At 57.7% G+C, this 12,039-nt stretch carries 13 protein-coding genes; 5 read left to right on the forward strand and 8 right to left on the reverse strand.

What is annotated here, in order from left to right:
• Nucleotides 1–199 precede the first annotated feature (199 nt).
• Nucleotides 200–2,191 carry a Cdc6/Cdc18 family protein gene (locus tag ACYQ14_RS10035; RefSeq protein WP_459887645.1) on the forward strand — a complete coding sequence of 664 codons (1,992 nt, stop codon included), beginning with the start codon at nucleotides 200–202 and terminating at the stop codon, nucleotides 2,189–2,191.
• Nucleotides 2,192–2,243: 52 nt separating this feature from the next.
• Nucleotides 2,244–2,402, forward strand: a complete 159-nt coding sequence (locus ACYQ14_RS10040) for a hypothetical protein (protein WP_459887648.1) — start codon at nucleotides 2,244–2,246, stop codon at nucleotides 2,400–2,402.
• 42 nt (nucleotides 2,403–2,444) lie between these two features.
• On the opposite strand, the gene ACYQ14_RS10045 is transcribed toward ACYQ14_RS10040, so the two are convergent.
• Nucleotides 2,445–3,545, reverse strand: a complete 1,101-nt coding sequence (locus ACYQ14_RS10045; protein ID WP_459887650.1) for a S24/S26 family peptidase — start codon at nucleotides 3,543–3,545, stop codon at nucleotides 2,445–2,447.
• A gap of 105 nt (nucleotides 3,546–3,650) precedes the next feature.
• On the opposite strand from ACYQ14_RS10045, the gene ACYQ14_RS10050 reads away from it, so the two are divergent.
• Complete coding sequence (locus ACYQ14_RS10050; protein WP_459887653.1) at nucleotides 3,651–5,291, forward strand: DNA-directed DNA polymerase II small subunit; 1,641 nt, start codon at nucleotides 3,651–3,653, stop codon at nucleotides 5,289–5,291.
• Between the two features lie 98 nt (nucleotides 5,292–5,389).
• Here the strand turns inward: ACYQ14_RS10050 and ACYQ14_RS10055 are convergent, their stop codons facing one another.
• Nucleotides 5,390–5,833 (reverse strand): hypothetical protein, encoded by a 444-nt coding sequence (locus ACYQ14_RS10055; protein WP_283836584.1) that lies wholly within the window; start codon nucleotides 5,831–5,833, stop codon nucleotides 5,390–5,392.
• A 371-nt stretch (nucleotides 5,834–6,204) separates the two neighbouring features.
• Between ACYQ14_RS10055 and ACYQ14_RS10060 the strand changes: the two genes are divergently transcribed.
• Nucleotides 6,205–7,383: an aspartate kinase gene (locus ACYQ14_RS10060; RefSeq protein WP_283836583.1), complete on the forward strand. Its 1,179-nt coding sequence runs from the start codon at nucleotides 6,205–6,207 to the stop codon at nucleotides 7,381–7,383.
• Nucleotides 7,384–7,498: 115 nt separating this feature from the next.
• On the opposite strand, the gene ACYQ14_RS10065 is transcribed toward ACYQ14_RS10060, so the two are convergent.
• Together ACYQ14_RS10065 and ACYQ14_RS10070 are read right to left on the reverse strand one after the other, a co-directional pair.
• Nucleotides 7,499–7,654, reverse strand: coding sequence for a hypothetical protein (locus ACYQ14_RS10065; RefSeq protein ID WP_459887657.1), 156 nt, complete (start codon nucleotides 7,652–7,654; stop codon nucleotides 7,499–7,501).
• 97 nt (nucleotides 7,655–7,751) lie between these two features.
• Nucleotides 7,752–8,513 carry a hypothetical protein gene (locus ACYQ14_RS10070; RefSeq protein WP_459887660.1) on the reverse strand — a complete coding sequence of 254 codons (762 nt, stop codon included), beginning with the start codon at nucleotides 8,511–8,513 and terminating at the stop codon, nucleotides 7,752–7,754.
• Nucleotides 8,514–8,666: 153 nt separating this feature from the next.
• Here ACYQ14_RS10070 and ACYQ14_RS10075 point away from each other — a divergent pair, with 153 nt between their 5' ends.
• The gene (locus tag ACYQ14_RS10075; protein ID WP_459887663.1) at nucleotides 8,667–8,813 is read left to right on the forward strand and encodes a DUF1328 domain-containing protein; all 147 of its coding nucleotides are present in this window, start codon (nucleotides 8,667–8,669) and stop codon (nucleotides 8,811–8,813) included.
• Between the two features lie 37 nt (nucleotides 8,814–8,850).
• On the opposite strand, the gene ACYQ14_RS10080 is transcribed toward ACYQ14_RS10075, so the two are convergent.
• The 4 genes from ACYQ14_RS10080 to ACYQ14_RS10095 form a co-directional block, all read right to left on the reverse strand.
• Nucleotides 8,851–9,216: a DUF7521 family protein gene (locus tag ACYQ14_RS10080; RefSeq protein WP_459887666.1), complete on the reverse strand. Its 366-nt coding sequence runs from the start codon at nucleotides 9,214–9,216 to the stop codon at nucleotides 8,851–8,853.
• The gene (locus ACYQ14_RS10085; protein WP_283836576.1) at nucleotides 9,216–9,587 is read right to left on the reverse strand and encodes a winged helix-turn-helix domain-containing protein; all 372 of its coding nucleotides are present in this window, start codon (nucleotides 9,585–9,587) and stop codon (nucleotides 9,216–9,218) included. Before ACYQ14_RS10085 ends, ACYQ14_RS10080 begins: the two co-directional genes overlap by 1 nt.
• 237 nt (nucleotides 9,588–9,824) lie before the next feature.
• Nucleotides 9,825–10,208, reverse strand: coding sequence for a hypothetical protein (locus tag ACYQ14_RS10090; protein WP_459887669.1), 384 nt, complete (start codon nucleotides 10,206–10,208; stop codon nucleotides 9,825–9,827).
• 77 nt (nucleotides 10,209–10,285) lie between these two features.
• The gene (locus tag ACYQ14_RS10095) at nucleotides 10,286–11,920 is read right to left on the reverse strand and encodes a long-chain fatty acid--CoA ligase (protein WP_459887671.1); all 1,635 of its coding nucleotides are present in this window, start codon (nucleotides 11,918–11,920) and stop codon (nucleotides 10,286–10,288) included.
• Between the last annotated feature and the right edge of the window lie 119 nt (nucleotides 11,921–12,039).

A 12,039-nucleotide genomic window follows, 5' to 3' on the forward strand; every position in this document is an offset into this window, starting at 1 on the left:
TATAATGTATCTATAATGACCTCTTTAGGGATCCGAAGGGAAGAATTTAATATCTAGGTGTTCCTTTGGTTCGTTTGCATCAACTGGACTCCGATCGCGAACTCGTACGCTTGAATGGGTTCTTTCAGGGCCGTACGAGGCACAATAGATCGCGCTCGGGTTACTTTCCACTCGAAATGATGGGGTGTACGAACGACGAATGTCTGACGATGAATTGGATATGACGGATTCGGATCGGGACGTCGAACTGGGAGGCCCAGACGGGTTCTCCACGGAACTGAAAGGCTCCGATCTCGGCGACGAAGAGCCGAATCAAGGGCTGTTCGACGACCTGTTGAGCGGTGAACCGATCTTCGAAAACAAGGAGGTTCTTCGACCGTCGTACACCCCCCACGAACTTCCCCATCGAAGCGACCAGATCAACAAAATGGCGACGATTCTCGTCGCCGCACTTCGTGGTGAAACGCCCTCGAACATTCTCATCTACGGGAAGACCGGTACCGGGAAAACTGCGAGTGCCAAGTTCGTTAGTAAGGAACTCGAGAGTACATCGACGAAATACAGCGTTCCGTGCGATGTCGAGTACATTAACTGCGAAGTAACCGACACGCAGTATCGAGTACTTGCACAGCTCGCGAACAAGTTTATCGAAGAGAACGAACGTCGAATCGACACCCGACTCGAGGAACTTCGATCACTCGTGGATTCGGTCGAGGAGTTCGACGCGACGAACGAGCGAACCTCGAGTCTCGATCGCGAGCAAGATTCCGCGACAGCCTCGAACTGGAAACAACTTACGGAGGGCCGGTCGAACGACGAGGAAAAGCCGACGACTGAGTCGGGGTCATCGGTGAACAGTGACTCGTCAGGAAATCGTTCTTCGAAGAATCCTGAGACCGACACCGCTGTCGACCAGACCAGTATTACCCCCGTAGAAAGTCCCGATTCGGATTCCGTTGGCTCTTCAGGGGACGAGACGAGCCCACACGCACAAGACACCCGTCCGGATTCTTCTAGCTCCCGTTCGGATTCTTCTGACCCGCACTCAGACGCGACTGGTTCCAACCCTTCGACAACAGACTCACATTCTGAGACGCCTGGCGCTCCAAACTCGCACACCGCAGACTCGGATATCGATCTCACTTCGGGCGATTCTCCAGTCGAAACGAAGGGGTCATCGGACGGCGACGATACGGCGTCGTCAGCAGTCGAACCTCCTTCACATCCGCTCGAGTCGACCCCGTTCGATTCAATCAAGGCTATCGAGGATCGAATAGCGGAGCTTGAGGAGGACAAAGAGTCCTTCGAGGAGGTTCCGATGACAGGGTGGCCGACAGATCGCGTGTACAGCGTCTTCTTCGACGCGGTCGATTACTCCGAGCGGGTCGTTGTCATCATGCTCGACGAAATTGACAAACTCGTCGAGAAAAGCGGCGACGATACGCTCTATAATCTTTCGCGAATGAATTCCGAACTCGAGAACTCGCGCGTCTCGATCATCGGGATTTCGAACGACCTGAAGTTCACCGACTTTCTGGACCCGCGCGTGAAGTCGAGCCTTGGCGAAGAGGAGATCGTGTTTCCGCCCTACGACGCGAATCAGTTACGCGACATCCTTCAGCACCGATCGGAGGTCGCGTTCAAGGGCGGTGCGCTGTCGGGCGACGTGATCCCGCTCTGTGCGGCCTTCGCCGCGCAGGAACACGGGGACGCACGGCGGGCGCTCGATCTCCTTCGGACTGCTGGCGAGCTCGCCGAGCGCTCCCAGTCCGAAACCATCGTCGAGGAACACGTCCGGCAAGCACAGGACAAGATCGAACTCGATCGTGTCGTCGAAGTCGTCCGAACACTCCCGACCCAGAGCAAACTCGTCCTCTTCTCGATCATCTCCCTCGAGAAAAACGGCGTCCAGAGCATCAATACGGGGGAAGTGTTCAACATTTACAAGCGTCTCTGTGAGGAGATCGACGCCGACGTTCTCACCCAACGGCGCGTTACCGATCTCATCAGCGAGCTCGATATGCTCGGAATCGTCAACGCCGTCGTCGTCTCGAAGGGGCGATACGGCCGGACGAAAGAGATCAGTCTCTCGGTTCCACTCGAAGAGACGGAGGCTGTCTTGCTCTCGGACTCACGGCTAAGCGACATTGACGACATTCAACCGTTTGTACAGGCCAGATTCGAGAACTAAGCCGTTCGAACTGCCTAATCGGTGTGTTGTCTTTTTGTTCGAGCTGTTTATAGTGAGCAACGAGACGTCCACGGGTCACCTGCCCCGCGGTTTCACGCCGTGGATTACCGACCACTATCTCGAGTTGTCGGCACTCGAACGGAGGTACGGTCCCCGACTCAAGACCGACTCGAGAGATATCAAGACCGACTCGAGAGATAATTCGTTCTGACGCGCGAACTAACTCGGAGACTGGACGGCGAGGGAAGGCGAGTTAATAACGCTCGAACTGCCGTCTTCCGGCGATTGCAACGGCCCCTCCTGCCCCGCTCGCGCCGATCGAAACTGCGCCGACCGCTTCAGGTGTAATCGGTGACGACCCGCTCGCAATTCCGAGCAGGTAGTCGTCGAACAGCAGACGGATGTTGCCGAGCCACGGAATCCGGAAGGAGGCTTTTCCGGTGACCCATTCGGGGTGGACGATGCTGTCCGATCGCGTTCCGGCGTTTGCCTGCTGATCGTAGCCAGCGTTGTTGTCACCTTTCGTGATGAACCCCTCGTGTTCTGCCGGACATGTTTGAACGTCATCGCAGGTTACGTCTTCGCCGATGATATCCGGATCCGCCTGTGCGACCCAGTCGTCGCCTTCGTCGACCCAGAAGTGCGCCCTGTGTATCACCGGTGTTTCGGTCGTGCTTCCACCCGGTTGGAACACGACGACGTCGCCGTGCATTCCGAACTTGTCGTGTCCGCTTTCCTGCCCGTTCTCGAGCGTGACGACGCCGGTTCCGTCGACCGGATTGTCACCCACGAATCGATCGTCGTCGACGACGAAGACAAGATCTCCTTCCTTCATGTTCGGATCCATGCTTCCGCTCTCGACGGCGACCAGTGGTGGCCAGATACCACTGATACCGAACAGAATGAGTCCGATGATGGCGACGATTGCGACACTCGTCAGAACGTCCCTGACGATCAGGACCGTCCCGTCGTCCGTCTTGAGAAACCAGCGGACGATCCCATCATTCTCGATCGTCACCTGGTTTTCAGATTCGTCTCGAGGGTTCGACTTGTCTCGAGGATTCGATCCATCTCGACCGTTCGAGGACAGCGTCGAATCGCGCGCTGGACGGCGTTCGGAAGGCTCGGATTCGTACTGCGGTCCGGACGTTTTCTGGTCGGACGCAGAATCGTCCTTGTGATCGGTTCGAGCGTCTTCGGCGGTACCCGCTTCAATATTTTCACCCGGCTGTTGATCGTTTTCATCCAGCTGTTGATCGTTTTCACCCGGCTGTAGATCGGTCTCATCTGAGTCGGACGACGAACCGGTTCGGTCTCGGTCGCCGTACGCATCGCTGCCGTCACCATCGCCCATTGAATTTCACTTTGTGAGGACCGTGCATCAACTTTCCCCTCCACATCAACTCCGTTCAACGACCGATTCGTCATCCTTTTCTCACCGCTCGCGAATGCGAATTGTGTGCCACTCGAGGGCCCCGCTCGGATCGTCAGCGAGTTGACCACCCGCGGGTACAACGCAGAACGCGAAGCTGTGACGCTCATTGCGGCCGCAGAACGACCACAGCCGACCCTCGAGCGCGTCGTCGACGAGTTACCCGAGGGGACGCTGGTCGTCCGTTCGGATCACGTTCGATCGGTCCTCGAGGACTCGCAATCTTCTTCGGCCGGTTCGACATCGGAACCTCCCTCGAATAACTCACCACCAGGAACCGCGTCGTCCGATTCCACATCGGAATTCGATACGTCCGATGCCGTCGACACGGATCAGCCCGACCGACAACACCCCTCAGTTTCAACTGGAAACTCGCATCCCGTCTCCTCGCCTCGTGGCGGGAAGTCTCCAGTTGAAACGGAGGGGTCTCCCGGCCGGATAGAACGGTCGGGCGACGTTTCCGAGCGATCGCTCGAGATCGCAAACGACATGACCGGAGAGAGTACCGGTACGGGCGAGTATAAGGACTTCGTCGCCGTTTTTCGGGATCGCCTCGAGCGACTGGGATCGAAACTTCGGGGTCGGTTCAATCACCGGCCCGCCTCCGCGATTCAGAGTATGCCCGGCGGAAGCGAGGCGGCGATGGTTGGTCTCGTCAACGATATTCGTTCGACCGCGAGCGGCCACTGGTTGGTCGAACTCGAGGACGCGACCGGGACGTTTCCGTGGCTGGTGATGAAAGACAGGGAGTACGCCGATCTCGTCGAGGAACTCCTCTGTGACGAGGTGTTGGCGATGGAGGGGACGCTGGCGGACGATTCGGGGATTGCGTTCGTCGATTCGATGTCGTTTCCGGACGTTCCGCGAACGTACGAACCATCTACCGCGGATCGCCACGTTCAGGCGGCGCTCATCAGCGACGTTCACGTGGGGAGCCAGGAGTTCATGCACGATGCGTGGAATCGATTTGCCGACTGGCTTCACACGGAAGAGGCCCAACACGTCGAGTACCTCCTAATCGCCGGAGACATGGTCGAGGGCGTCGGCGTCTATCCCGACCAGGACGAGGAACTCGATGTCGTCGATATCTACGAGCAGTACGAAGTGTTCAACGAGTACCTCAAACAGGTTCCCGGGGACCTCGATATCGTCATGATTCCGGGGAACCACGACGCGGTTCGGCTCGCGGAACCGCAACCCGGTTTCGACGAGAACCTCCGGAATATCATGTCGGCACACGATCCCAGGATCGTGAGCAATCCCTCGACGGTCACGCTCGAGGGCGTTTCAGTCCTGATGTACCACGGTGTCAGCCTCGACGAAGTCATCGCCGAACTTCCCGAGGAGAAGGCGAACTACGACGAGCCGCACAAAGCGATGTATCACCTCCTCAAAAAGCGCCACGTCGCGCCGCAGTTCGGCGGCCACACGAGACTCGCCCCCGAAAAGGAGGATTATCTGATCATCGAAGACGTCCCGGATATTTTCCACACCGGTCACGTTCACAAACTCGGCTTCGGCAAGTATCACAACGTCCTCGCGATCAATTCGGGTTGCTGGCAGTCACAGACGGATTTTCAAAAGAGCGTCAACATCGATCCCGACGCCGGATACGCGCCGATCGTCGATCTCGATACGCTCGACGTGACCGTCCAGAAGTTCAGCTGAGACGCGCTTTGACATCCGCAATCAGCGGGTTTGGTCCAGTCTGCGGGTTTGGCCTAGTCTGTGGGTTTAGTCCAATCAGCGGGTTTGGCCCCCTTTGGCTACGGCTCGAGTTGAAATTTCTGAGTGCGGGAGTTCTCGAAACGAGGACCAGATCCACAGTTTTGAAAGCCGAGCTCGGCGGCGGCGTCTTTCACGCCGTCGGCATCGGGTGCGATGAGGAGCTCGACGGTCATCGATTCGCACTCGGCGAACCGAACCGGTTCGGCCAGCAGTTCGACGCAGGCGTCGTCCGTCCCTCCGATCTGGGTGACATGGACGGTGTCGTCTTTGGCGTCGAAACTCACGAACCCGAGGAGATCCTCCGGATTCGATTCGTTGTACTGTGTCTCGCCGGTCGTAATGTCGGCGTTCGGGTCGTGCGTACTGTCTTCGGCGACGCGTACCGTCCGATCGTGTACGAGGTTTCGCATCACGTCAGTCGGTGAGTCCGCGATGGACGCAAGCGCGTCGGCATCGGCCTCGAGTGCGTCGCGTATGTTCATTGGTATGTGGTAATGATACGCAGTAACATAAATTTCGCCCGTTTGCTGACTGTCTCGAGTCGGTGTGAGTTACTTTCTGTATTACTAAACAGTTTGTTATAAATCATATTTAGTCTCGAAAGATAGTTCATTGTGAGAACATACTTTTCCGCAGAAATCTTCGTCAAGGCAAAGTGTTTGTTCCACCCGAAGACTGCATTGCGGGCGAGAGATGATCCGGGCGAAACGGTTACGAGGAGAGCGAATCTCTGTCCCCGTTTCCGAGCGGAGGTAAAAATGCGCTCGATGGGACACAGTTATTTGCCCGCTCTGGTAATGGACTCGCACATGAGCAGAACCACGGCCACTCACATCGATTGTGGGGTGTCTCTATGCGCGTTGTAGCCAAATTCGGGGGAACGAGTCTCGGTTCGGGAGACCGAATCAACCGGGCCGCCGATTCGGTCGCCGCTGCGGTCGAAGACGGCCACGAAATCGCCGTCGTCGCCAGCGCAATGGGCTCGACGACCGACGATTTACTGGACGACATCACATTCGAGACCGGTGACGAAGACAGAGCCCAGATCGTCAGCATGGGCGAGCGAACGTCCGTTCGAATGCTCAAGGCGGCGCTTTCGGCGCGCGGGATCGACGCCAGATTCCTCGAGCCGGGCGGCGAGGGCTGGCCGATTATTACTGACGAACACGGCGAAGTCGATGTCGAAGAAACACAGCGGCGCGCTTTCGAGGTTGCCGAGTCGCTCGAGGATGAGGTTCCGGTTATCACGGGATTCCTCGCGGAGGGAGCGGACGGTTCGATCACCACCCTCGGTCGGGGCGGAAGCGACACGACGGCCGTCATGCTCGGCAAGTACATGGACGCGGACGAAGTCGTCATCGTAACCGATGTCGAAGGCGTCATGACCGGCGACCCGCGCGTCGTCGAAGGTGCCAGAAACGTCGGCGAAATTTCCGTCGACGAACTCCGAAACCTTTCGTTCCGCGGCGCGGAGGTCGTCGCACCCTCTGCGCTTTCTTACAAGGAAAACACCCTCGACGTTCGCGTCGTTCACTACCAGCACGGGGACCTCTTGAGCGGCGGGACGAGCATCGAAGGCGAGTTCCAGAACCTCGTCGACCTGCGAGAGCGCCCCATCGCTTGCCTGACCGTCGCCGGTCGCGCGATTCGAAACCAGTCCGGCGTCTTCCAGCACCTCTCCGAGGCGCTCGGTGAAAGCGACGTCAACATCGAGGCGGTCGCCAGCGGCGTCGATACGGTGACGTTCTACATCGATGAGGAAGAGGCCGAGCGAGCCGAGAACATCCTCCACCGCGAGGTCATCGCCCGCGAGGAGTTCTCGAGCGTGACCGTCGACTCGCCGATGGCTGTCGTTCGCGTCACCGGCGGCGAACTACCGAACCAGCCGGGAATCATCAGCGATATCGTCAATCCGCTTTCGGAAGCCCGAATCAACCTCCAGGACATCATCACGAGCGCGACCAGCGTCGCGCTGATCGTCGATTGGGACGACCGCGAGGAGACCCTGGAACTGACCCAGGACCTGTTCTAGAGGGGTCGGCGGTTCGGCCACCCGAGGCCTCGCTTCGCTACTATCCTCAACCGAGATTTCGCACGTTACATCGCGTGGACGGGTGCAGATGGACTTCGTACTTGATACGAGTGTCCTATTCTGATGCGATCGACGTATCGCCGGAGCCGACGAAGACGCCGACTATCGAGAGGAAGATACCGAAGTACGCCGCACCCCACGCACCATCCCCAAGCATAATCGCTAGTAGTGTGAAATTGATTCCGAGTAGGACGAGTTTCAGGCCAATCATATACTAAACAACTAATAACAGATGAATATATGTTTCGAATACAGGTTAAAATATTAGTTTAACCTTATTTAATCTTAAAGAGGTGGCGAAAGATAGTCTATTGTGGACGCCCACAGTAATACCCGAGTGAGTCAACAACCTCTTCACCTTCACTGGATACTCCTGGTGCCCAGTATGGGGGATATTGTGATGGACTAGTGTGTCTATCCCACGCTGGATTCACGGTGACGTTAACGACGTGTTTTCCGTCCATTGTATCACAGAATCCAACAGACTCGCCAACACTATAGGATTCGTACTCGATGGTCGTGCGTGAGGCCGTTATCGAAGGTCTAAGTTCGATTTGGTGAGAGACGCGGCCGCTTGAGGTGTCAGACGTGTCTGCGAGGGTATTAGCGGATTGACTGATTGAATAATCAGCACCGATTGTGTCGTTGGTGATACCACCGCCGAAAGTCACCCGTGTTCCGTCATCGATATCGTTTTTCGGGGCAATATCCTCGGAACTGACATTGCTGCCACTGCCCCAGTCTGTAACGATCTCGCACCGCTTATTTCGACGGTCGTTATAGGCTGATTGACAGTACTCTGACTGTCCGCTATTGCACAGGTTCCTGGCCGAATTCATTCGAGCCTTTGCCTTCACGGCGTATACGTTAACTTCACCGGGAACTCTCCGAAGTTCGTGGATTCGCTTTACGTTTCCGTACGGCGACTGTTCGGACCAGACCGATACGTCTCCATCGCTGTCATTAACCCCTGACAGTTCGCTCCAGTCGATATCTCCTCCCGAGTGGGGTGTGACGATCTGTTGACGTTCTTTTCGTTGTTCCAACCGAGAGAGGCTCTCCTCCAACATTTCCTGTATCTTTTCTTCCGGACTTGAAGAGGCCGTAGACTACTGCAGGACTTGTTCTATCACTCGAGACCGTGTTCCGACCGCCGTTCGGCCACCGTCGTGCAGGCACAGTCAGGCACAACTGACTTTGACGTATATCGCACTGTTTGAACCATGCTAGAACTCGCACTCATGTTCTTCGTCATCGCGATTATCGCCGCCGTTCTCGGCTTGTCGGGAATCGCGGGTATCACGATGACGATCGCGAAGTGGCTCGTGCTCATTTTTCTGGTACTGGCGATCCTTTCGATGCTTCTCTAATCGCTCAGCTGCCAAAACTAGCTCCTGAGACCGGCGGTTACTCGGCGTCGATCAGCAGCGAATAGAGGAGACAACCGAGCCCGCTCACTTCGCTGAGTCGACTGAAAAGCGGCAGGTAGTACGATGTTACTCGAGGCTCGAGCGTCGCCATCTGCGCCAGCGAGTCGACGACGACCGCGAGCGAAAACGGGACGACCGTCAACAGGAACAGCCCCAGCGCGAGAAACAGCATTCGTCGGCTCTCGTGGTGGCGGTAGCCGCGGTACGCCTGAAACACGATGAACAGCGATAGTCCGATCGCGATGAGGGTCACCGAGAGGAGCGTGAGATAGTCGAACGAGAGCGTCGTCGACGTTGCGTTACTGGCGATCACTGGAGCCCTTTCACAGTTACTAGCGATCATTAGAGTCCCTCCCACATGTCGGTAAGCCGGTCGGAGAGGCTGTCCGTCGGTTTTTCTTCGATCGTTACGGAGAACCCGTCTTCGTCGAGATCGACCGTGAGGCTGTCGAGTCGCGCCTCGTACACGCTGTAGTGATTGCCCTCTTCCTCAACGATCGTTTGTTCTGCGAGGAGTCCACAGTCGATGAGCCGCTCCGCTCTGCGATAGATCGTCGACAACGAGGCGTTACACGCGTCGCTGAGTTCCTTTGCTGACCGCGTCCCTCCGGTCGTTTCGACGAGGATTCGGCGAGCGTACTCGTCGTCGAGCTGAGCGAACAGCTCGTCGGACCGGGGTCGTTCCTCGCCGTCGTCTCGGTTTGACTCGCTCACGTATCGTTGGTGTGTGGCGGCTTTGAGGCCTGCGTATCGATTCTTCGTGTGAACTCCGTTTCTTCTGCTCTGAAACTCAATTATCACTACTGTCACGGGGGGTACTCGATGTATGTTGTGTCTTCTGTCTCGAGGGTTTGCCCGGTTTTCGTGCGCGTTTCGACGACCGCCCGCGGAGCAGTTTGACTCCGTCCGAGCGAACGCCTCGAGAATAACGTGCCGTACCGGCCATTCTCCTTAGCGGACCCGGGGAAAGATCATTGCGACGCCGTATTGAAAGCAGGCCGTCACGGAGAACGCAACGATTCCTGCGATGTCCTCCGAGAGCAGTTGCAAGCTCATGCCGAACACACCAATAAACAGACCCGCTGTTATGAGTCCTGCGGCGATCGTCCAGAAAACCGCGTACACTGGCGAATACTCCACTGGCCAGTATTCGTCGTATGCGTACGGAATGAAGATCCCGAGCGTACAGAGGAGGAGGAAACGGTTTCCAACGCTCTCCCCGAGCGGTGCGAGGAAAAGTGCGACGAGAGCAATCCCAACGGCGACGATACTAACCGTGAGATTCGCCGTGAGGTCGTCTGCGAGCCGATCGGTGAGCGATCGAGATTCGTTCATCGAGTAATGGTAGGAGTTCGCAGTATAAATCACGCCGCGACCGTTCGCCGAGTCAGCAAAACAGCGGATATGGCGTCTCACTCCTCAGTGAGCAACGTTTCGGTCGCGTGCTCCTCGCGGAGCACCTTCTTGTCGAACTTTCCGGTAGCAGTCTTTGGCACCTCGTCGATGAAGACGACGGCGTCGGGCGTCCACCAGTCGGGGTACTCCGCGCCGACGAAATCCTCGAGTTCGCTTTCGAATTCCTCTTCCTCGAGGTCGGCACCGTCGGCCGGGACCACAAACGCGGCCGGTCGTTCCTGCCAGCGTTCGTGGGGAACGCCGATGACGGTCGCCTCGCTGACCGCGTCGTGGGCCATGATGGCGTTCTCGAGTTCGACCGAGGAGATCCACTCGCCACCGCTTTTGATCACGTCCTTGGCGCGGTCGACGATCTGGATGTAGCCCTCCTCGTCGACGGTGACGATGTCGCCGGTCTTGAGCCACGAGCCCTCGAAGTCGGTTTCGTTCGCGTCGGGGCGTTCGAAGTACGAATCGGTCACCCACGGCCCGCGGACGTAGAGTTCACCGAAATCGTCTCCGTTCCACGGGATTTCCTCGCCGTCGTCATCGACCACCTTGAGCTCGAGACCGGGAACGACCAGCCCCTGTTTGCCGCGTTTGTTGTACTGCTCGTCGGAAGAGAGGCCCTCGAGTCCTTCTTTGATGTGGGCGACGGTCCCGATGGGGGACATCTCGGTCATCCCCCAGGCGTGGACGACATCGACGCCGAGGTCGTCGTACTGCGCGATCAGACTTTTCGGAGCCGCGCTGCCGCCGATGACGATCCGCTCGAGCGAGGAGAGATCCGCGTCGTTTTCCTCGAGGTACTCGAGAATGCCGAGCCACACCGTGGGAACGCCGGCAGAGAGCGTGACGCCTTCGTCTTCGATGAGCGAGACGAGATCCGCCGGATCGGGCGAGGGGCCGGGATAGACGTGCTTTGCGCCAGCCGCGGTGGCCGTAAACGGCAGTCCCCAGGCGTTGACGTGAAACATCGGAACGACGGGCATCACTACGTCTTCGTCGCGAACGCCCAGCCCCTGCGGGGTGAGCGTCGCCATCGTGTGCGACCAGAGCATCCGCTGGGTGTACTCCACGCCCTTCGGTTTGCCCGTCGTTCCGGAGGTGTAACACATCCCCGCCGGCGTTTCTTCGTCGAGTTCGGGCCAGTCGTACTCGGTCGAGTGGCTCCCGATGAACGACTCGTAGTCCGTAACGGGCCCGAGGCTCGTTTCGGGAACGTCCGAACCGATGACCACGTACTGCTCGACGCTCGAGAAGGCCGCTTCGTCGTAGGCTCCCTCGAGCGCCTCGAGCAGCGACGGATCGACGAACAGAATCTCGTCTTCGGCGTTTTCGACGATGTGCTGGATGTGCTCGGGCGGTAACAGGGGATTGATGGTGTGGAGCTGTCCGCCGATGTTGGGCGCGCCGAAGTAGATTTCGGCGTGTCTACTGTGATTCCAGCAGAACGTGCCGACGCGCTCGCCGTTGTCGCTGTTGATTCCGATCTCCTCGAGTGCATTAGCCAACTGGCGGGTTCGGTCGGCGTACTCGCTGTAGGTATGGCGTTCGATTCCCTCGTGCGTTCGCGAAACGACCTCTCGGTCGGGATACAGTCTCTCCGCACGCCACAAGAACGGTTTCAACGTCTGGTCGTACCCTGTCATGTCTCTGCGTTCTGCCCTATTGTTCATAATAGTACGTGTTGGTCTCAACGCCGCGAATCAAACGGTGTGGGACGAACGTTTCCGTCCCGTCGTTTCCGTTCATCACTGTTCGAAGCCGT

Source organism: Halostagnicola bangensis, from assembly GCF_054653435.1.

Excerpts from the sequence above, each read along its gene's own strand:
- ACYQ14_RS10060 (WP_283836583.1), top strand. The coding sequence starts at position 6,205 with ATGCGCGTTGTAGCCAAATTCGGGGGAACGAGTCTCGGTTCGGGAGAC.
- ACYQ14_RS10080 (WP_459887666.1), bottom strand. The coding sequence starts at position 9,216 with ATGATCGCTAGTAACTGTGAAAGGGCTCCAGTGATCGCCAGTAACGCA.
- ACYQ14_RS10065 (WP_459887657.1), bottom strand. The coding sequence starts at position 7,654 with ATGATTGGCCTGAAACTCGTCCTACTCGGAATCAATTTCACACTACTA.
- ACYQ14_RS10055 (WP_283836584.1), bottom strand. The coding sequence starts at position 5,833 with ATGAACATACGCGACGCACTCGAGGCCGATGCCGACGCGCTTGCGTCC.
- ACYQ14_RS10090 (WP_459887669.1), bottom strand. The coding sequence starts at position 10,208 with ATGAACGAATCTCGATCGCTCACCGATCGGCTCGCAGACGACCTCACG.
- ACYQ14_RS10070 (WP_459887660.1), bottom strand. The coding sequence starts at position 8,513 with ATGTTGGAGGAGAGCCTCTCTCGGTTGGAACAACGAAAAGAACGTCAA.
- ACYQ14_RS10095 (WP_459887671.1), bottom strand. The coding sequence starts at position 11,920 with ATGACAGGGTACGACCAGACGTTGAAACCGTTCTTGTGGCGTGCGGAG.
- ACYQ14_RS10035 (WP_459887645.1), top strand. The coding sequence starts at position 200 with ATGTCTGACGATGAATTGGATATGACGGATTCGGATCGGGACGTCGAA.
- ACYQ14_RS10045 (WP_459887650.1), bottom strand. The coding sequence starts at position 3,545 with ATGGGCGATGGTGACGGCAGCGATGCGTACGGCGACCGAGACCGAACC.
- ACYQ14_RS10075 (WP_459887663.1), top strand. The coding sequence starts at position 8,667 with ATGCTAGAACTCGCACTCATGTTCTTCGTCATCGCGATTATCGCCGCC.